The 20,854-nt window shown below is 74.9% G+C and carries 12 protein-coding genes; 4 read left to right on the top strand and 8 right to left on the bottom strand.

The genetic code is table 11. From position 1 onward, the window contains the following. Positions 1-429: 429 nt before the first annotated feature. Complete coding sequence (locus tag AB0B76_RS37000) at positions 430-861, top strand: hypothetical protein (protein WP_360384379.1); 432 nt, start codon at positions 430-432, stop codon at positions 859-861. 337 nt (positions 862-1,198) lie between these two features. On the opposite strand, the gene AB0B76_RS37005 is transcribed toward AB0B76_RS37000, so the two are convergent. Then, positions 1,199-1,501 carry a hypothetical protein gene (locus tag AB0B76_RS37005; protein ID WP_360384381.1) on the bottom strand — a complete coding sequence of 101 codons (303 nt, stop codon included), beginning with the start codon at positions 1,499-1,501 and terminating at the stop codon, positions 1,199-1,201. A gap of 188 nt (positions 1,502-1,689) precedes the next feature. On the opposite strand from AB0B76_RS37005, the gene AB0B76_RS37010 reads away from it, so the two are divergent. Further along, positions 1,690-2,724, top strand: coding sequence for a cellulose binding domain-containing protein (locus AB0B76_RS37010; RefSeq protein ID WP_360384383.1), 1,035 nt, complete (start codon positions 1,690-1,692; stop codon positions 2,722-2,724). 7 nt (positions 2,725-2,731) lie between these two features. On the opposite strand, the gene AB0B76_RS37015 is transcribed toward AB0B76_RS37010, so the two are convergent. Further along, positions 2,732-3,802, bottom strand: coding sequence for a hypothetical protein (locus tag AB0B76_RS37015; protein WP_360384385.1), 1,071 nt, complete (start codon positions 3,800-3,802; stop codon positions 2,732-2,734). After that, complete coding sequence (locus AB0B76_RS37020) at positions 3,802-4,302, bottom strand: SigE family RNA polymerase sigma factor (RefSeq protein WP_360384386.1); 501 nt, start codon at positions 4,300-4,302, stop codon at positions 3,802-3,804. Before AB0B76_RS37020 ends, AB0B76_RS37015 begins: the two co-directional genes overlap by 1 nt. 72 nt (positions 4,303-4,374) lie before the next feature. Here AB0B76_RS37020 and AB0B76_RS37025 point away from each other — a divergent pair, with 72 nt between their 5' ends. Next, positions 4,375-4,605: an SMI1/KNR4 family protein gene (locus AB0B76_RS37025; protein ID WP_360384388.1), complete on the top strand. Its 231-nt coding sequence runs from the start codon at positions 4,375-4,377 to the stop codon at positions 4,603-4,605. 24 nt (positions 4,606-4,629) lie between these two features. On the opposite strand, the gene AB0B76_RS37030 is transcribed toward AB0B76_RS37025, so the two are convergent. The 5 genes from AB0B76_RS37030 to AB0B76_RS37050 are packed head-to-tail and all read right to left on the bottom strand — an operon-like array spanning position 4,630 to position 19,292. Further along, on the bottom strand, positions 4,630-4,815 hold the full coding sequence (locus tag AB0B76_RS37030) for an MbtH family protein (protein WP_360384390.1): 186 nt from the start codon (positions 4,813-4,815) through the stop codon (positions 4,630-4,632). Further along, complete coding sequence (locus AB0B76_RS37035; protein ID WP_360384392.1) at positions 4,815-10,397, bottom strand: amino acid adenylation domain-containing protein; 5,583 nt, start codon at positions 10,395-10,397, stop codon at positions 4,815-4,817. The genes AB0B76_RS37030 and AB0B76_RS37035 overlap by 1 nt, the downstream gene beginning before the upstream one ends. Next, a complete protein-coding gene (locus AB0B76_RS37040) occupies positions 10,394-13,423 on the bottom strand; it encodes an amino acid adenylation domain-containing protein (RefSeq protein ID WP_360384394.1) in 3,030 nt (1,009 codons plus the stop codon). The genes AB0B76_RS37035 and AB0B76_RS37040 overlap by 4 nt, the downstream gene beginning before the upstream one ends. Continuing rightward, the gene (locus AB0B76_RS37045) at positions 13,420-16,338 is read right to left on the bottom strand and encodes an amino acid adenylation domain-containing protein (RefSeq protein WP_360384396.1); all 2,919 of its coding nucleotides are present in this window, start codon (positions 16,336-16,338) and stop codon (positions 13,420-13,422) included. The genes AB0B76_RS37040 and AB0B76_RS37045 overlap by 4 nt, the downstream gene beginning before the upstream one ends. A gap of 11 nt (positions 16,339-16,349) precedes the next feature. Then, positions 16,350-19,292, bottom strand: coding sequence for a non-ribosomal peptide synthetase (locus AB0B76_RS37050; protein ID WP_360384398.1), 2,943 nt, complete (start codon positions 19,290-19,292; stop codon positions 16,350-16,352). A gap of 339 nt (positions 19,293-19,631) precedes the next feature. On the opposite strand from AB0B76_RS37050, the gene AB0B76_RS37055 reads away from it, so the two are divergent. Then, entirely contained in the window at positions 19,632-20,849 is a 1,218-nt protein-coding gene (locus AB0B76_RS37055; RefSeq protein WP_360384400.1) for a cytochrome P450, read from the top strand. Positions 20,850-20,854: the final 5 nt, after the last annotated feature.

The following is a 20,854-nucleotide window of genomic DNA, read 5'->3' on the forward strand; positions in this document are numbered from 1 at the left end:
TGCGCGGTGGCGGCGGCCTCGGAGCCGGGCGGCGGTCCGGCGGGTGTCGCGTGGGCGGGTGTCGCGAGGGCGAGCGCGCCCGCGGGTAACGCCAGCGCGGCGGCCAGTGCCGCCGCGAGCCGCGTGCGTGCGCGGCGTTGCCTGGTCTGCATCGTGCGGTCTCCTCGGTGTGTGGCCGGCATGCCGGGACCCGGCCGCAACCCGAAGAGCGCGCGGCGACCCAGCCCCGTTCCGGGTCGCGGAAATCGCGCAAATAATAGAGCCACGACGATCAACGCCGTGGCCCGAAATCGTCCAGTGTGAATGATCGCTTTACCGTCTGAAGTGGACACTTTTGCCGGTCGCGATCGCATGTGTGCAGCCAGCAGTCGTTTGACCGCGCCGCGTGACGCTAATCACGGGGCGCCGGATGGGGGATCATTCCGTAGCATGGGGAACGGGTTCATCTGCCGGTGCGGCCACGTCCTGCGTGATTTCAGCGATGCGCACTACCGGCTCGTGCCGTGGCCGGCCCTGTTCACGACCGGCGGCGGGAACCCGCTGTACGTCTCGCAGGACCTGTTCCGGTGTCCCAACTGCGGCCGGATCACCATCGACGGGCCCGACGGCTTCGAGGTCTTCGTCCGCAAGGACGCCTTCCCGCGGGTCTGGGCGGACATGTCGGACCGCGACGAGCTGGGCCGCGTCCGGCTGCGCCACCCGCGCAGCCTGGCCGAGATCCGGGCCCAGCGGCTGGAGAAGCCATTCGGGGTGACGCTCTACGACGACGCCGGCAACGAGTATTCCGCCGAGGTGTTCGACGGCATCAACGAGGACGGCGAGCCCGACCCCCGGCTCTCGGCCGCGCGCCTGGAGCAGTAGCCGGGTCAGACGCGCTTGCGCACGATCGCGAGCAGCTCCTTGGCCCTCTCGATCTTGTCGTCGGGGACGCGGACCGTGTCGCCCGCGCTGACCCGGCCGATCGGGTGCCCGCCGAGGACCGCGCCCCGTCTCGTCGACGCGGTAGACGCGCGTGCCGGTGCACGTGTCGCCGTGCCACAGCGACCAGCCGCCGGCCAGCGCCGCGACGACCGCGAGCGCGGCCGCCGCCACGGCGATGCGCCGCCGTCGCGGCCTCGGCGCGGCCGGTGGCGCGGCAAGCGGCCCGTCCAGGCCGGCAGCCCGGGCGCCGGGGGCCACGGCTCCCGGCCCGCCCCGGTCACTCGGGGGCCAGTTGCTGCGTCAGCCGCTCCAGGCCGTTTCTGATCAGCCGTCCATAGTCGTCGTCGCCGAGCACACCGATCCCCTCCTGCGCGAGGCGCAGGTGCTCCCGGGCGCGCCCGAGATCGCCGAGCCGGCGGTAGCAGTCGGCCAGGTTGAGGTGCAGCGACGGCCGCAGGCCGGCCACCGGCAGCGTCACGCCGGCCCGGGCCAACCGGTCCTCGGTGAGCCGGTCGACGGCCGCGAGCGCGCGAAGATCCCAGACGAGCTCCTCGCGTACGTCGTCCTGAACGTCGGCCATCGAGTGCGCGAGCACGCAGACGTGCAGCGGATCCCCGTCCTCTCCGCCGATGTCCGCCCAGATCTCCGTGAACCTTTCACGGGCGGCCGCGGGCTGGTGCCGGCCGTGGTGCAGCTGTACGGCCTCGCCGATGCGAGCCAGCGTCTGATCGATGGTAATCGTTGGCTCCCGGGTCGAGACTGACTGGCATGGCTGTTTCGAAGCGGAGCGTACTGTCCGGGACGGCGGTGGCCACCGCGGCGCTCGTCGCCCTCGCCCTCGCGCCGGTGCTCGCCGGCAGCGCCTCCGGGGCGGCCGCCGCGGCCGGAGGATGCGCCGCCACCGCGCACATCGACTCGCAGTGGGACGGCGGGCAGATCGTCACGGTGACCGTCGTCAACACGGCGCCGGTGGCCGCGACGAGCTGGACCGTCACCTGGACGCCGGCGAGCGGGCAGCGGGTCGTCTCGGCCTGGAACGCCACGGTGTCGGCGTCGGGCACCACGGCGACCGCGGTGAACGCCTCCTACAACGGCGCCCTCGCCCCCGGCGCGTCCGCCGCGTTCGGGATGCAGCTCGCCGGCACCGGGCCCGCGCCCGTCCTGGACTGCGCGAACGACGCCGCGCAGGGCTCCGCCGACGTCACCGCGACCGTCGCCGACAACGGCACCACGTTCACCCTCTACGTCGGGCAGACCCTCGCCGTGTCCCTACCGGCGAACTACCGCCCGCCGGTCGCATCCGGCCCCGCACTGTCGGCGCAGTCGAGCAGCGGCGGTTTTCCGAGCGGCCAGCCGGTTTTGGCACGGTACCGCGCGAGCGTGCCCGGAACCGCCGACGTGAGCTCGCAGACCGACGACCCGTGCCTGCACACGACGCCGCCGTGCGCGCGGCCCGTGGCGCAGTGGCTGGTACACGTGACCGTTCTGCCCGCCGCGGGCCGCACGGTCACCGTCACCCAGGCCGACAACGCCGGCACCGTCACGCTGCGCACCGGCGACACGCTCGTGGTGAGCCTGCCCGCCATGTACGTGCCGCCGACGGTCGCGCCCGCCGGTGTCCTCGCCCTCGCCGGCTCCACCGGCGGCTACCCGACCGGGCAGGCGCTGCTCGCCCGGTACACCGCGGCCGCGCCCGGCCGGGCCGACGTGTCCACCGTGTCCGACGCCGCGTGCCTGCACCAGCCGTTGCCGTGCCCGTCGCCGCAGGTACCGTGGCGGCTGCACGTGACCGTCACCGCCTGATCCGCCGTCAACCCAGCCAGGCCGTGTCCGCGCGCATGGCCGGATCGACCGTCGCCGCCGCGCGGAGCAGGTCGTCCTTCGCCATGCGGGGGCCGCCCGGGCCGAGGATCGGGCCGCACACGGTCAGCCGGCGGTCGCCGGCGGCTTCGACCGGTACAACCGCGCATTCTCTGGGGTTGCGGTCGGTCGTCGACTCGTCGACGACGAAACGGCCGAGGATGCCGTGCACGTGGACGGTCTCCCCGCCGTCCACGGCGTCGGTGCCCGGCGCGACCGTGACGCTCAGCGAACCGGCGATGTCGACCGGGTTCTCCAGGTGTACCGACGCGAACCACGCCGCCGGGCTGTCGCCGCCGTACTCGTAGGAGACCACGCCGACCGTGGCCGGGGACCAGGTGAGCGCCAGCGGCGGGCGCAGCACGGTCGCGGTGTCGAGCCGGACGGACTCGGCGACGCGGAGCAGGTCCGCCCGGTCCAGGACCGCGTTGCTGTCCACGATGACCGTGCGGCCCGGCGCGGGGGACCAGCCCACGAGGGCGGTCCGGTTGCCCGGCTGGGGGCCGACGTACCAGCCGTTGATCCCGCCGACCTCGATCAGGGTGCCGCCGTCGTACCGCTGCTCCGGCACGCTGACCACCCGCAGGAACGGGTCGCTGACCGCGGGCCGCCCGCCGGGCCCGAACGGCAGCTTGCGCCACGTCCGCCCGACCCGCACGCCGTTGGTGTCGAACACGGCGCTGCGGCTGCGCTCGCGGAATCCGGACGGCACCCAGCCGGGCGCATACGACTCCGTGACCTGCGGCAGCACCACGGGGGCGGGCGCGGAGGCGGCGACCGGAGGGCTCGGGTCCGGCCGGTGCTGCGGCAACGGCGTCGTCCGGCCCCCCGGCAGCAGCAGCGCGGCGACGACGACGGCCGCGGCCCCGAGCGCGGCCCCGGCGGCCAGCCCGGCCCGGCGCCGGCGGGCCCGGCGTGCGGCGAGGGCGGGCAGCGCCCGGCGGATCCGTTCGGGGTCGGGGGCCTGCGCGGCCCGCACCCGCTGCGCCTCCCGCAGCACCGTCTCGAGCCGGTCGCTCATCACGCCTCCTCCAGCTGCGTGAGCGCGGCGGGCAGCGCGGCCCGCAGTGTGGCCAGCGCGCGGCCGAGGTGGGTACGCACGGTGCTGACCCGGCAGCCGAGCACCTCGGCGATCGACTCGACGGTCTGGTCCTCGTAGAACCGCAGCGCGATCACCACCCGCTGGCGCGGCGGCAGGGTACCCACGACCCGGATGACCGCGTCGCGCTCGTCGTACCGCCCGGTCGGATCGTCCTGCGGCGCGGCGAGGCCCTCGAGACTCTCCCCGGCGTGCAGCAGCCGCGCCCTTCGCCGCCGGCGCCAGGTGAGGAACTCGGTGACGACCATGCGGTGCACGTACCGCTCCGGCGCCTCCATCCGCCCGATGTGCGCCCACCGCGGCTGGGCGCGGACGAGCACGTTCTGCACGATGTCCTCGGCGAGGTCGGGGTCCCAGGTGACGACCGTGGCGTAGCGCACGAGCGCACTCAGCCGCGCGGCCACGAACTCCTCGAACGTCACGCTCAAGGAATGCGCCGACCGGCGCGAAATGGCCACCCCAAAGCCAAGATATTTTTCGGTACCGTCGGGCTCGTGGACATCGTCGACGAGTTGACGGCCGTCGGCCGGGACATCGAGCGGGCCGACGTGGACCAGATCTTTCACCACGGCGGCCCCGATCCGGGCGCCGACGTCGGCGCGGTCCGCTCGCTGGAGCGGCGCCTCGGCTACCGGCTGCCCGGGTTCTACCGCGACTTTCTGCTGCGCTGCGACGGCTGGGCAGGGTTCTACTTCACCGTGCGGCGGCTGACGCGCACGTTCTGAGTCCGGCGGCTCGCGGCGGGACGTTCAGCGGCGGGCGCTGATCGGGCGTAGGTCGGTCCACACCTCGTCGACGTGGGCGAGGCACTCCTCGCGGCCGCCGGTGAAGCCCTCCGCGTGCCAGCCCGCGGGGCGGTCGCGGCCGGCCGGCCAGATCGAGTGCTGGCCCTCGTCGTTGACGACGACCTGGAAGCTGGTTACCTCGTCGAACATCAGTGTCCTCTCTCCAGTTCGGCCAGGCCGACGAGGTCGTCGGGCTCGGCGTCCGGGGTGGTCGAGTCGAAGCGCGCCAGGTGACGGTGGCGCAGGGCGGCCGCGCTCCATGCGGCGATGCACAGCCCGAACAGCACGTAGACGAGGCCGATGCCGCGGCCCGGGCCGGTGCCGAGGAGCGCGCCGGAGGTGTCCGCGAACGCGCCGTCGACGGCCATCAGGCGCTCGCCGAGGCTCGTCGCCAGCGGGGCGATGACGGCGAAGCCGAGCGGGATCGTGGACCAGGCGATTAGCGTGTTGAGGGCGAAGACCCGGCCGTGGTACCGCTGCGGCACCTTCGTCTGCACGATCGTGGCGTAGACGCCGTTGACGACCGCCAGCGCGAACAGCAGGCCGAACGCGCCGGCGCCGATGAGCACGAGCGACGGGCGCAGGCCGATGAGGACGCCGGAGCTGCCCAGCGCGACGGCGCACAGCAGCAGGCCGCGCATGCGATCGGTGCGCGGGCCGCCCCACACGGCGACGGCGAGGCCGCCGGCGAGCGCGCCCGCTCCGGCCGCGACGGCGATGTGGCCGGCAGAGGTCAGGCCACTTACCGACAGGGCCAGCGGCGACAGCATCAGCAGCAGCGGTGACAGGAAGACGTTGAGGCCGGCGAAGTACAGCAGCATCGTGCGCAGACCGGGGCGGCCCAGCGAGTAGCGAAAACCGAAGAGTATCTCGGTGGTCAGCGACTCGCGGCGGGAGTGCGCGAGGGTCGCGGGGAAGCGCACGCCCAGCACGACGGCGACGGAGACGGCGTAGCTGACCACGTCGAGGACGAGGATCCCGCCGATGCCGAACCACGACAGGGCGGCGACGGCCACGACCGGCACCACGAGGGTGGCCAGGCCACTTGACGTCTGGACGAGCCCGTTGGCGTGGCCGAGGTACCGCTTGGGCACGAGCTGCGGCACCGCCGACGCGAACGACAGCCGCTGGAACGTGAGCGCCACCGACAGCAGCGTGATCATCACGTAGATCGCGGCGGTGTCGAGGTGCCCGAGCAGCAGCAGCGCGATCATCGCGGCCTGGGTGACGCCGGCGGCGCAGTCGCTGAGCAGCATGATCCGGCGGCGGTCGGCGCGGTCGACGATCGCGCCGGCCAGCGGCAGCACGAGCAGGCCGGGCAGCAGCCCCAGGGTGGCCAGCACGGCGAACGTGCCAAGCGAACCCGTCCTGGTGTAGAGCCACAGGGGCACGGCGAACTCGATCAGGGCCGAGCCCATGATCGACACGAGCTGGCCGGCGGCCACGGCGCCGAACCGGCGCAGGCTCGGCGCCACGGCGGGGGCCTCCGGGCGGGGGCCGGAAACCCCGCGCACGTGCCAGGTTGCGGCCGGAGTCGCGTCCGTCGCAACGCCGGCAGTGCCGCGCGCGTGCCCGGTGGCGGCGGTAGGCGCGTCCGCCGGAACGCCGGCAGTGCCGCGCCCGTGCCCGGTGGCGGCGGTAGGCGCGTCCGCCGGAACGCCGTCCGCGCCACGCGCGTCCGAGATGGAGGCCGGGGTAGCGTCCGCCGAAACGCCGGGAACGTCGGAGGCGCCGCGCGGGTGGCCGGTGGATGCCGGCAGTGCGTCGGCCGAAACATCTTTCGAAATGTTTGCCGCAATGATTTCGGCCACCTCGGCGGCGCGGTGGTTGATGAAGTAGTGACCGCCCTCGTCCAGCGAAACCACCGCGGCCCGATCGGTGAAGGCCAGCCATTCCTTGTAGCGCTCGCGGTACAGGTCGGTCGCCGGGTCCCGGTCGCCGACGATGGAGATGACGGGGCAGTCCAGCCGGGGCGGCGGGCCGGCGAAGAGCCCCGTGAAGAAGTCCTCCGCCTCCACGCCGTCGCGCCGCATCGCGCGGATGACGACCGTGAGCTCGCGCTGGTCCAGCCCGGACAGGTCGACGCCCATGCCGACCAGCCAGCTGGCGTACACCCGGTCGCTCAGGATGCGCTCCCGGTCGGCCAGCCGCGCCAGCCGGCCCAGCAGCCGGCCCCGGGGCCGCGCGAACGGGAACATCGCGCCGATGTAGACCGCCTCCGGCGGCCGGCCCGCCGCCTGCAGACCCAGCGCGATCGCCATCGCGTACGCGCTGCCGACGCCGCAGTGGCCGTACACGATGATCGGGCCCGGAACCATGTCGAGAATCTCGGCGACGACGTCGGGCACCACGTCGGCCATCGGCCGGGCCTGCTCCTCGGTGCCGAGGTCGTGGCCGGGCAGGGCGAGGCTGAACAGCCGGTACGAGGGCCCGAGCGCGACCGCCAGCGGCTGGTACACGACCGCGCTGCCGCCGCCGTAGGGCACGCAGACCAGGGTCGCCACCGGCGTCGCGGCGACGGTGCGGCTCAGCTCGTGCAGCAGCCGCACCGGCTGTGGGCCCGCCGCGCCCCGCTCGGCGTGCTCGGCCAGCCCCCGCACCGTGCGCAGCCGGAACAGGTCCATCACGCTGATCGCGCCGAGCCCGGCCTCCGCGAGCGGATGGCGCAGCCGGGCCACCACCTGCACGGCCAGCAGCGAGTGCCCGCCGAGCGCGAAGAAGTCGTCGTCGCGGCCCACGCCGCCGGCGCCGAGCACCGCCCCGAACGCGGCCGCGACCAGCTCCTCGGCCGGGGTCCGGGCCGGGAGCCCGCCCGCGGCCCGGGTCAGCGGCGGCGCCGGCAGCGCCCGGCGGTCGACCTTGCCGTTCGGGCTCAGCGGTACCGCGGGCAGCAAGACCAGCGCCGCCGGCACCAGCTGCTCGGGCAGGGTGTCGCGCAGCCGGCGGCGCACCTCGTCGGGGTCGACGGCGGCGCCGGGGGCCGGCACGACGTAGCCGACCAGCCGTTGGTCGCCGGGCACGTCCTCCCGGATCGCGGCGGCCGCGTCGGCGACGCCGGGCAGCTCCCGCAGCACCGACTCGATCTCGCCGAGCTCGATGCGTACGCCCCGCAGCTTCACCTGGTCGTCGAGGCGCCCCAGGTACTCCAAGGCGCCGTCGGCGCGCAACGCGGCCCGGTCGCCGGTGCGGTACAGGCGCGACCCGGCCGGCCCGTGCGGGTTCGGCAGGAACTGCCGCGCGGTCAGCCCGGGCCGGTGCAGGTACCCGTCGCCCAGGCCGGCCCCGGCGATGCAGAGCTCGCCGGGGACGCCCACCGGCTGCGGCCGGCCGCGGTCGTCGAGCACGAGGAGGTCGACGTTCTGGATCGGCCGCCCGATCGGCACCCGGGCCCGCCCGGCGAGCGCCTCCGGGGTGCACTCCCACCAGCTGACGTCGATGGCGGCCTCGGTCGGCCCGTACAGGTTGTGGACCGGGCAGCCGAGCCGTTCGAGCGCGGCGCGGGCCAGGTCGGCCGGGAGCGCCTCGCCGCTGGCGATGACCCGCCGCAGGCCGGTGCACTCCGCGTTCTGCGCGAGGAACACGGCCAGCATCGACGGTACGAAGTGGACGGTCGTGACGCCGGCCTCGGCGATGAGCCGCCCCAGGTACGCCGGGTCACGGTGGCCGCCCGGCCGGGCGAGGACCAGCCGCGCCCCGGTGATCAGCGGCCAGAACAGCTCCCACACCGACACGTCGAAGCCGATCGGCGTCTTGTGCAGTACCGCATCCGTGGCATCGAGCCCGAAGGCGCGCTGCATCCACAAGAGACGGTTGACGATCGCGCGGTGCGAGTTGACCGCGCCCTTGGGCCGGCCCGTCGAGCCCGAGGTGTAGATGACGTACGCCGGGTCGGCCGGGCGGACCGCGACGGCCGGCGGGTCGTCGGGGCCGTCGGGCCGGTCGGTCTCGTCGTCGGGCCCGAGCACCAGGACCGCCGCGCAGTCCTCGCGCATGAAGTCCAGCCGCGCCGCCGGGTAGTCCGGGTCGAGCGGCACGTAGGCGCCGCCCGCCTTCACCACGGCCAGCAGCGCGGTGACGAGCCCGATGCCGCGGGGCGCGCAGACCGCGACCCGGGTGCCCGGCCCGGCTCCGCGGGCGACCAGATGGTGGGCGAGGCGGTTGGCCCGCAGATGCAACTGCCGGAGGGTGTACTCCATGCCGTCGTCGACGACCGCAATGGCATCGGGCGCGCTCAGCAGGGCCCGGTCCAGCAGTTCGAGGAGGGTGGTGTCGGGGACCGCGACGCGCTCGCCCCGGCTGACGGTCTCCTCGTGCGCCAGGGGCAGGTCGGCCAGCGGCCGGTGCGGTTCGGCCAGCGCGCCGCGCAGCAGCGTGAGGAGGTGCCGGGCCAGGCGCTCGACGGTGGCCGGCTCGAACAGGGCCGCGTCGTAGGTGAAGAAGCCGGCCAGGCCTTCGTCGTGCTCGTACAGGTACAACTCGAGGTCGAAACGGGTGGCGACGGCGTCCACGACGAACCAGGAAATGCCGACGCCGCCGTGCAGGGTCCGGGTCGCGCGGGTGTAGTTCTGCATGGCCAGGGCGACCTGGAACAGCGGCGAGCGGCTCGTGTCCCGCGGCACCTGCAGCTCGGTGACGAGGTGCTCGAACGGGACGTCCTGGTGGGCGTAGGCGTCGAGCGCGGTGTCGCGGACCCGGCCGACGAGCTGGGCGAAGGACGGGTCGCCGCGCAGGTCGGCGCGCAGCGTGAGGACGTTGGCGAACATGCCGACGAGGTGCTCGGTCTGCGGGTGGGTGCGGCCCGCCACCGGCGAGCCGACGGCGAAGGTGGTCTGGCCACTTTGCCGCCACAGCAGCGCCTGGAAGGCCGCGAGCAGCACCATGTACGGCGTCGCGCCGAGGCCGGCCGCGAGCCGCCCGGCGGCGGCGGTCAGCTCCGCGTCGATGTGGAAGCCGTGGCCCGACCCGCGGTACTCCTGCCGGGCCGGGCGGAGGCGGTCGGCCGGCAGCTCCAGCGGCTCCAGCCCGGCGAGCTGGTCGCGCCAGTAGGCGACGTCGGCCGCGCACGCCGCGGGGGTGAGCCGCGCCCGCTGCCAGGCGGCGAAGTCGCCGTAGCGGACCGGCGGCTCGGCGGCGTCGGGCGCGCCGCCGGTGACGACGGCGTCGTACGCTGCGACGAGCTCGCCGATGATCAGGTCGGTGGACCAGCCGTCGGCCGCGATGTGGTGCACCGACACCAGCAGGACATGGTCGGCGGCGATACGGCGGATCAGCGTGGCGCGCAGCAGCGGCCCGGCGGCGAGGTCGAACGGCCGGGCGCAGTCGGCTGCCACGATCTCGCGGGTGCGCCGGTCGCGCCCGGCCGCGCCGAGGCCGTCGGGCACGGACACCACGGCCAGGTCGACCGGGGCCGGCGGGGCGATGTGCGGGTGCGGCCGGCCGTCGTCGGTCGCGGCCACCCGCAGCCGCAGGCTCTCGTGGCGCGCGACGATCGCCCCGAGCGCGACGGCCACCGCGCGCTCGTCCAGCGGCCCCTCCAGGCGCAGCGCCACCGGCACGACGTAGGCCGCGGTGCCCGGCGCGTACTGCTCCATGAACCACAGCCGCTCCTGCGCGAACGACAGGACCAGCGGCTCGTCGCCGGGGCGGCGGCCGATGCCGGCGGCCGGCTCCCGCCGGGCGAGCCGCTCGCGCAGCAGCGCCTGCTTGGCCGGGCTCAGCACGCTGCCGGTCACGCCGGCCGCCCGAGCATCGCCAGGGCCTCGTCGTCGCTGAGCTGATCCAGGTCGGCCACGATCAGCTCCTCGACCGCGGCGGCGAGCGCGGCCAGGGTCGGGTGGGTGAACAGCATCCGCAGCGGAACGGTGACCTCCACGGTGGCGGTGAGCCGGGCCGCGACCCGGGTGGCGAGCAGCGAGTGCCCGCCGATGGCGAAGAAGTCGTCGTACACCATGACGTCGGCGACGCCCAGCACGTCCCGCCACACCTGGGCGACGAGCTCCTCGGCCGCGGTGCGGGGCGGCGTGCCGGCCGGCCCGGGCTGCGGCCGGCGCAGCGGATGCGGCAGGGCGTCGCGGTCCACCTTCCCGTGCGGGTTCAGCGGCAGCCGGTCGAGGCGCACGAACAGGGTCGGCACCATGTGCGCGGGCAGCGTCCGGGCCAGATGGGCCCGCAGGTCCGGGGCGTCGGCGGCGCCGGTGACGTAGGCGACCAGCTGCCGGTCGCCGTCGGCCACCTCGCGGGCCAGCACGACGGCCTGCTCGACCCGCGGATGGGCCAGCAGCCGGGCCTGCACCTCGCCGGTCTCGATCCGGTACCCGCGGATCTTCACCTGGTCGTCGCGGCGGCCGAGGAACGTCAGGGTGCCGTCGGCGTCGTAGCGGACGCGGTCGCCGGTGCGGTACATCCGCGCGCCGGGCGGGCCGTACGGGTCGGGCACGAACCGGTCCGCGGTGAGCCCGGCCCGGCCGTGGTACCCGTCGGCGACGCCCTCACCGCTCACGTACAGCTCGCCGGGGATGCCGATCGGCGTGGGCCGCAGTGCGCCGTCGAGCACGTGGGCCCGTACACCGGCGAGCGGCCGGCCGATGGGCACGATCCGGTCCGCGTCGGCCGGGCCGAGGTCGCGGGCGGTGGCGACGATGGTGGTCTCGGTCGGCCCGTAGGTGTTGACGAGCCGGACCCGCTCGCCGTGCGCGCCGAACCATCGGGACAGGGCGCCCGCGTCGACCTGGTCGCCGCCGAGGATCAGCAGCCGGAGCCGCGGCGGCCAGGGGGTGGCGGCGGCGAGCTCGTGCCAGTACGGCGTCGGCAGGTCCAGCACGGTGATGCCGGCGCCGGCCGGGGTGGCCAGGATCTCGGGCAGCAGCGCCCCGGGCTCCTCGCGCAGCAGCAGCGTCCCGCCGGCGGCCAGGACCGGGAAGACCTCCTCGGCGTGGGTGTCGAAGCTCGGGGACGCGAACTGCAGCACCGTGTCGGCCGGCCCGAGTCCATAGTGGCCGGTCATCCACCGCACCCGCGCGGCGAGGGCGTGGTGGCCGACCCGGACGCCCTTGGGCCGCCCGGTGGAGCCGGAGGTGTAGATGAGGTAGGCCGTGTCGCCGGGGCCGGCGGACGCCGCGACGCCGGCGGTGATGCCGGCGGGGCCGATGATCGGGCCGGCGCCGCTGTCCTCGACGAGGTAGCTCAGCCGGGCCTCGGGGTAGGCGGGGTCGAGCGGCAGGTAGGCCGCGCCGAGCCGCCAGGCGGCGAGCATCGCGACGACGAGGTCGACCGACGACGGCAGGCGGAGCCCCACCACGGAGCCGGGCACCGCGCCCGCGTCCCGCAGCCGCCGGGCGGCCGCCGCGACCAGCTCGTCGAGCTCGCGGTAGGTGACACGGCGGTCGCCCTGCCGCAGCGCGACCGCGTCCGGTGCGGCCCCGGCGCGCGCCGCGATCAGCCCGGCCACGGTTTCGGGGCCGGGATCGGCCGCCGGGCCGGTGCCCCAGGCCGCCAGCCGCTCCCGCTCGCCGGGGCCGAGCAGGCTGAGCTCGCCGATGCGCGCCGCCGGGTCGGCCACCATCTGCCGCAGCAGCAGCTCGAAGTGGGCGCCCAGCCGGGCGATGGCGGCCGGGCTGAACCGGTCGGTGCGGTAGCCGAGGATGAGCGCCAGCCCGTCCGCGTCGCGCCAGGCCTCGACGGCGAGGTCGAGCTTGCTGTGCCGGAAGCCGTCGTCGAACGCCTCGGTGGCGAGCCCGTCCAGCGCGAACCCGGCGGTCTCGGGGTTCTGCAGGACGAACGTGGTCCGCACCGGCCCGGTGCCCGCGGCGCCGGCCTTCAGCTCCTCGAAGGGAACGTCCGGGCGGGCGTAGGCCTCCAGCGCGGTGGCGCGGGTCCGGGCGAGCAGCTCCGTGACCGTGGGGTCGCCGTGCAGGTCCCCGCGCATGATGAGCGTGTTGATGCAGTAGCCGATCAGCGCCTCGGCGGCCACCTCGTCGCGGCCGGCGGTGAACGTGCCGACCGGGACGTCGAGTTGTCCCGTGTGGACGGACAGCAGCGTCTGGTACGCGGCCAGCAGCGTCATGAACAGGCTGCACCGCGCGCGGCGGCCGACCTGCTCGACCGCGGCGGCGAGGTCGGCCGGGATCCGGTGCGTGTGGTACGCCCCGGCGGTGGCGGGGTGGCGGGGCGTCAGGTCGGCCGGCAGGTCGAGGCCGGGCAGGCCGGCCAGCTTCTCCTGCCAGTACGCGCGGGACGAGTCGGGGATGCCGGCCGCGCGCCGCTGCCGCGCGTAGTCCGCGTACGAGGTCGGCAGCGGCGGCAGGGCGTCGCCGCGGTACCGCCGCCCGAGCTCGGTCGCGAGGACGTCCAGGGACCAGCCGTCGGCGACGATGTGGTGCAGCACGATGACCAGGACGTGATCGCGCTCGGCGAGGCGCAGCAGGCTCACCCGCAGCAGCGGCCCGGCCGTCAGGTCGAACGGGGCGTTGGTGCGCTCGCCCACGGCCGCGTGCGCGTCGGCCTCGGCCACGTCGATCCGCTCGACCGGCACCCGGGACGCCGGCGCGATCCGCCGCCACGGCACGCCGTCGGCGTCGGCGGCGAAGGTGCTCCGCAGCACGTCGTGCCGGGCGACCACGTCGTCGACGGCCCGCTCGAACGCGGCGACGTCGAGCTCGCCGCGCAGCCTCCGGACCACGAACATGTTGTACGACGGGTCGCCGGGCGCGAGCCGGTCCTGCAGCCACATTCGTTCCTGGGCCAGGGTCACGACGGTCATGAGCGCATCGCCGCCCGTACCGCGCCGGCGGTCCCGGCGATCGTCGGCGCGTCCCACAGCACGTGCAGCGGCAGGTCCACGCCGAGCCGGGCGCGGATCCGGGCCGCGATCCGGGTGATGGTCAGGGAGTGCCCGCCGAGGTCGAACAGGTCCTCGTCCGCCCCGACGTGCGGCCGCTGCAGCGCCTCGCACCAGATCTCGGTGACGGCGGCGGTGACCGCGTCGGCCGGTGTGTCCACAGGGGACTGGGCCGGGGCCGGGGCCGGCCGCGGCAGCGCGTTGCGGTCCACCTTGCCGTTCGGCGTCATCGGTACCGTGTCGAGCCGGACGAAGAGTGCGGGCACCATGACGGCGGGCAGCTGCTCACCGAGTCGCGCGCGCAGCCGCGACAGGTCCGGCTCCGCCGCGGTGGTGACGTAGGCGACCAGCCGCGGCTCGGGCGCGGCGTGGTCGACGGTGACCACGGCGCCGGTGATGCCCGGGTGCTCGCGCAGCCGCGCCTCGATCTCACCCAGCTCGATGCGGTGGCCGCGCAGCTTCACCTGCAGGTCGTCGCGGCCGAGGCAGTGCAGGGTTCTGTCGGGCCGGATCCGGGCGCGGTCGCCGGTCAGGTACAGGCGGCGGCCGGGCGGACCGAACGGGTCGGGGACGAACCGCTCGGCGGTCTGCCCCGGCCGCGCGTGGTAGTAGTCGGCCAGCCCGACGCCGGCGAGGGCGAGCTGTCCGGTGACGCCGACGGGCACCCGGGACAGGTTCCGGTCGACGACGTAGGCGGTGGTGCCCGCCAGCGGCCGGCCGACGGTGATCCGCCGCGGGTCGGCGACCTCGGCCAGCGTCGACCAGACCGTGGTCTCGGTCGGGCCGTACACGTTGATCAGCCGGCCGGCGCGGGGCAGCAGCCGCTCGGCGAGCGCGGGCGTCAGCGGCTCCCCGCCGGAAAGGGCCGTCAACCCGGGCCAGGGCGGCGGATCGGCGGCCAGGATCAGGTCCCACGTCGACGGGGTCGCCTGCACGTGGGTGATCCGGTGGTCCCGGACGAGACCCTGCAGCGCCGCGCCGTCGCGGGTCTGGGCGTCGGCCGCGATGACGACGGTCGCTCCGGTCAGCAGGGGCAGGAAGCACTCGACGGCCGAGATGTCGAAGGACAGCGACGTGAGCCAGAGCCACACGTCGCCGGGGCGGCACCGCACCTCGGCGGCCATGGACCGCAGCAGGTTGACCAGCGCGCGGTGCGGGATGACGACGCCCTTGGGGCGGCCGGTCGACCCGGAGGTGTAGATGACGTAGGCGGGGTCGCCCGGGCGCGGCGCGACCAGGTCGGCCGGGTCCGGGTCCGGGCCGGCGTCGTCGGGCTCCAGGACGAGGGCCGGTACCGCGCCGGCGAGTGCGCGGTTCCGCTCGGTGCACAGCACCAGCGCCGGGGCGGCGTCGGCGAGCATGAAGCGCAGCCGGCCCTCGGGGTACTGCGGGTCCAGCGGCAGGTACGCCGCGCCGGTCCGCACGATGGCGAGCAGGCCGATCAGCCCGGGCAGGCCGCGCTCGGCACAGAGCCCGACCACCTGGCCGGGGCCGATGCCACGGGCGGCAAGGCGGTGGGCCAGACGCAGCGCGGCCGCGTGGACCTCGGCCTGCGGCCGCCGGATGGCGCCGGCGATGACGTCGCCTGTGGCCACGGCCTCCTGCAGCAGGTGCGTCAGGGTGGTCGCGGGCTCGGCCGCGGGGCCGGTCAGAGCGGCCGGCGGTTCGAGCTCCAGCTCGTGGATCGGGCGGTACGGGTCCCGCGTCACCTGGTCCAGCAGGTGCCGCAGGTGCCCGCCGACGCCGGGCGCGCCCAGGACCCGGATGAGCAGGCGGTCGCCGAGGTCCACGATCTGCAGGTGCAGCGGGCCGCGGGCGGCGCCGACGTCCGGCGCCCAGTCGACGACCGTCCGCAGCCCGGCGAACGACGGCGCCGGGCCCTGGCGCCGGTAGCTCATCGACACGGCGGCCGGCTGCGGCCCCGGGCGGTCCGGCGCGACGCGGGCCATGGGCACGGCCCGCAGCGGGTTCAGCGCCCGCACCCGGGCGCGGACGGCCGCGGCGAACTCGGCGAACGTGCCCGCGGCCGGGGCGGGGACGGTGACCGGGAGCTCGTTGACGAACATGCCGATGACGTCGGCGTACTCGCGGTCGCGGGTGCTCAGGTCGACCGCGACGGTGGCGGGGTCGTTGCCGTAGCGGTGGAGCAGCAGGAGGGTGGCCGCGAGGAGCAGCTCGAAGGTGGTCACGCCGGCGGTGCCGGCCGGCACCGCGACGGAGAAGGGCTCCGGCGCCGCCTCCAGGTCGGGTAACAGCGGAGGGGTGGGCGTCACCCACTGCTCGTCCCAGTACGCGCGCGCTGCTGCGCTCTGGCGGTGCCCGCGATCGACGGCGGCCCGGACGGCGTCGGCGTAGGGGGCGGGCGGGCGCTCCTCCGGGACGGCGTACGCGGCGGCGAGCTCGCGCAGGAGGACGTCCTTGGACTGCCCGTCGAACACCAGGTGGTGCGCGGCGATGACGAGGCGGTGGTGGTGCGGGGTGAGCTTCTGGAGTACAAACCGTGCCATCGGCTCTTCGCCCGTCCGGGCGAACGGCCGGGACAGCAGGTGCCGCGGGTCGATGTCGGCGCCCGCGCTCGTGAGGCGGATCGCGTGCCGGCCCGGCCACAGCGCCGGTTGACCGTCCGCGCTGCGCACACCGGCCGCCAGGACCGGATGGCGGGCGGCCACGGACGCGACCGCGCGCTCCAGGGCGGGCACGTCCAGCTCGCCGTGCAGGTCGACGAGCAGCCCGAGGTGGTAGGCGCTGCGGCGGTCGCCGAGCTGCTCGGCGAACCACACGCCGCTCTGCGCGTCGGTGAGCGGTACCGGATGGGATACGGCGGAATCGGTCGGCACGGGGACCTCGGCTACGGGAGTGCGGACAGGAACCGGTGCGCCAGGGCGCGGACGGCGACGGCGTCGACGGCGTTGCGGTTGTAGACGATCTGCGCCTCCAGCACGTCCCCGGCGCGTTCGACGAGCCGCAGCCGGGGCGGCCCGAGAGTGGCCTGACCACTTGGCAACGGCCAGCGCAGGCCGAGCTCCGGCGGCAGCGCGACCTGGTGGGACGCGAGCCCGGGGATGTGGGCGGGGCGGGCCCACGGCTCGTAGAAGAAGTACGCCGGGTGGGGGACCCGGCCGGTGTACTCGTGCAGCGGGTAGAACTGGTGCTCGGTGGCCGCGGCCATCAGGTCGTGGACGCGGGCCAGCAGGGCCTCGGGCCCGGGGTCGTCGCCGAGGGGGACGCGGACGACCGGCTGCTGGATGAGGCAGCCGACGACCTGTTCCCACTCGGGGCGGGCGCGGCCGGTCAGCGGGGTCATGAACGCGAGCTCGGGGGAGCCGGTCTGCTCGCGCAGCGCCGATGCCCAGGCCGTCAGCGTGACGCGCATGAGGGTGGTCCGGCCGGCCGCCGCGACCTTCCGCCACGGCCCGGCCGGCACCGTGAAGACGTGGGAGGCGCCGTCGAACGACCCGGGCTTCACGTCCTGCCCGGGCAGCGGTCCGGGATCGGCGACCGGGCTCGCGAGGATCTTGTCCCAGAACGGCCGGTGGTCAGGCCACCTGTCCTCGGCCCAGCGGGCGGCGGCGGCCGCGGTGCTCGCGACGGGCGGCAGCGGGTCGGTGCCGGGGGCGGTGCGGGCCGCGGAGTACAGCAGGCCGAGCTCGCGCAGGAGGATGCCCATCGACCAGCCGTCGCAGCCGAGATGGTCGACGCTGAGCACGAACAGCCGGCGGTCGTCGGCTTCATCGATGGTGAGCGCGCGGACGGGCGGCGCCACCGCGGCGATGACGAACTCGGCGGCGGCGTGGAGGGCCTCGGTCGGCCCGCCGGTTCGTCGGCGTTCGGTTGACGTCGCCGGCCCGGCCGGAGTGTGCAGCGCCTCGTGGCGTTCGGCGAGCCGGGCCAGGCAGTCCTCGAACAGGGCCAGATCGATCGGCTCGTCGATCCGGATGGCGACGTGGATCGGGACAACGCTGCGGGGCGGGTCGGCCTCGCGTTCGGCCAGCCACACGCGCTGCAGGGCGGTCACCGGCGCCCTTGCGCCGGCGGCCGTCTCCCGGCCCCGCGGCCGGACCGTGCCGGACCGTTCGTCGATCCACGCGGCCAGCGCCCGGATCGACGGCCGCGCGAAGATGTCGTCCACGCCGGCGGTGATGCCCCAGTGGTCGCCGACCGCGGCGGCGATCTGCGTTGCGCGCAGGGAGTCGCCTCCGAGCGCGAAGAAGTCGTCCCCGGCCTCGGTCCGCAGTACGGCCCGCCAGATCGTCGCCAGGTGCTCCTCGGTCGGGGTGGACGTTGTGGCGGCGGCCGGAGACGGCGCCGCCGGGCGGAGGAGGCCGGCCAGATCGCGCTTCCGCACCTTTCCGCCGTCGTTGCGGGGCAGCGTCGGCGTCTCGGCGATGTGGGCGGGGATTTCGTACCGCGCCAGCCGGCCGCCCAGAAACTGCCGTAGCTGCCCGTGGTCCAGCGGTGTGCGGGTCACGATCACCGCTCCGACCAGCGACCCCATGACCGGGTGGGCGACCGGGACCACGGCCGCCGCGACGACGTTCGGATGTGCGTGCAGAGCGTCCTCGACCCGCAGCGACGACACCTTGTGGGCGCCGGTCACGATGACGTCGCTCTCGCGGTCGACCAGGTGGAGGTAGCCGTCGGCGTCGAGGTACCCGACGTCGCCCATCCGCACCCAGTCCCCGGCGAACACGGCCGCGCTGGCGTCCGGGTCGTCGGCGTAGTGGCGCGGCGCGACCGGGGAGCGCAGCCACACGGTTCCGGTCTGCCCCGGCTCGGCGGGGCCGCCGTCGTCGGCGCGGATCATGATGTCGCCGGGCCGGGTCGGCCGGCCCACCGCGCCGGGCCGGTCCGGGTCGTACACCATCGTGGTCTGGGCGGGCGCGGCCTCGGTGGACGTGTAGGAGTTCACGAGCGTCGCGCTCGGCACCGCCGCCGCGAGCTCAGCGGCGACGGCGCCGGGTAAGGCGGCGCCGGTGCAGCCGATCAGCCGCACCGCCGACAGGTCGGCGCGGGCCGGTGCGCCCGAGCGCAGCAGCTCGATCGCCATCGCGGGCACCAGGAACAACGAGCCGACGCGGAGCCGCTGGGCCACGTCGCACCACTGCTCGGCGTCGAACCGGGCGAGGGACACCACGGCCGGCCGGGCCAGCAGTGCGTTGAGCAGCATGGTCTGCCCGGCGTTCGTACCGATCGGGAACGCGTGCAGCGCGTGCCGCGAGTGCGCGAACGGGCGCTGGGCGGGGCGCGCGACGAAGCCGGCGGTCAGGTTCGCGTGCGAGGCGGCGACCCCTTTGGGCCGCGCGGTCGTACCGGAGGTGAAGAGGATCTGGGCCAGGTCGTCGGGGCCCGGGGGAGCGGGCAGCTCGCCGGCCACCGCACAGGCATCGGCGCTCAGGGCCCCGGCATCGGCCACCCAGCGGACGCGCTCCGGCCGCCGCACCGGCGGCGGGCTCGACGAGCCGTGCACCACCGCGACCGCGCGGCCGATCGTCAGCACGTCGAACAGCGCCCCATCCGGTTTCCCCGCGGCCAGGGGGATCGCCACCGCGCCCGCGAGGTGTACGCCGCAGAAGGCGATCGCGTACTGCGGCCAGTCCACACCGTCGAAGACCAGGGCCACCCGCTCCCCGCGCCGGACCCCGCGAGTGGCCAGACCACTTGCGGTGTGCTGGGCTCGGGCGAGCCAATCGCCGAACGAAAGGGTTTCGGCGCCGGCGGCAATCCAGGCCACCGCGTCCGGGTCCTCGGCGGCGCGGACCGCGAGCAAATCCGGCACGGTAAGGGGATTCACGGCAATCAGACTGCCCCACGAAAAGGTTTTCGGCAATGGTCCGAAAGCCGTTCCTTCCGGTGGAACGGCTTGGACCGCATACCGGTGTGAGAGGCCGCTCCGGGCGGCGCCGAGGGGGGACCGATGAAGATGCGCGGCAAACCGTCCGGGGTGGTGCCGGCGGCGCTGTGCGCCGCCCGGGCCGACGTCTGACCGGGAACCGGCCGGCCCTGGCTCGCGGTGCCCTGTGGCCGGGGCCGGCCCTCGCCCGCGCGAGCGCGGGCGGTATGCGCACCAACCGCCAAATCGGACGCCGCCGCGGACATAGCCGCCAGACGATTTGTTGGCGAGGATCGGGCTATGACAGATGTGAGCGGAGCACTTCGGTCGTACGACATCTTCACGCCCGAGGCGATGGCCGATCCGATGACGCTGCTGCACCGGATCCGCGACGAGAGCCCGGTCAGCTGGATTCCCCAGCTCGACGCGTATCTGCTGACGCGCCACGCCGACATCGTCTCGGTGCTGAAGGACCGTCGGCTGGACACGGCCAACCTGGGCCGGGGCCTGGAGCGGCTGAGTGAGGCGGAGCAGGAGGAGCTGCTGCCGTTGCGGCGTTCCATCGCGATGTGGATGGGCCACACCGTTCCCGCGGACCACGTCCGGTTCCAGCAGCTGCTGAAGCGGTACTTCACGCCCGCCACCGTCAACGCGCTGCGTCCGCGGGTCCGTGAGATCACGCACGAGCTGCTCGACGCGGTCGCTCCGCACGGGCGGATGGACGTCGTCAAGGACCTCGCCTATCCGCTGCCGGCCAACGTCATCGCCGAGATCCTGGGCATGCCCACGAGCGAGCGCGAAAAGCTGCAGGCGTGGTCCCGCGACATTCTCGCGGTCTTCCAGATCGCGGACATGGCCATGCTGCGGCAGGCCCAGCGCAGCGTGCTGGAGATGCAGGACTATCTGCGGGTACTGGTGGATGAGCGTCGCCGGGAGCCCCGCGAGGACATCCTGAGCATGTTCGCCGCCGCGGAGCGGGACGGCACCGTGACCGAGGACGAGATCGTCGCCAACTGCGTGCTGCTGCTCTTCGCCGGGCACGAGACGACCGCGGGCCTGATCGCCAACGGGCTGCTGCTGCTCTTCGACAACCCGGACCAGCTCGCGCTGCTCCGGTCCGACCCGGGGCTCACGCCCTCGGCCGTCGAGGAGATGCTGCGCTGTGACGGGCCGGCCGGGGTCATCGTGCGGGTCAGCACCGAGCCGGTCGAGGTCGCCGGGCATCCGTTCCCCGCCGGTAGCCAGTTCTACCTGGCGATGCTGGCCGGCAACCGCGACCCCGACGTGTTCGAGCAGCCGGACCGCTTCGACATCACGCGCAAGCCCAACCGGCACACGGCCTTCGGGATGGGCACCTTCTACTGCCTGGGCGCCGCGCTGGCCCGGATGGAGACCGACGAGTGCTTCCGCATCCTGCTCGACCGGTTCCCGGAGGTGCGGCCCGCGTACAAGAGCCCGGATCTGCTGCCGGCCCCGCCGCTCGGCCACCGGCTGGCGACGCTCGAGGCCGAGTTCTGACCGGT

It is taken from the genome of Dactylosporangium sp. NPDC049140 (assembly GCF_040648435.1).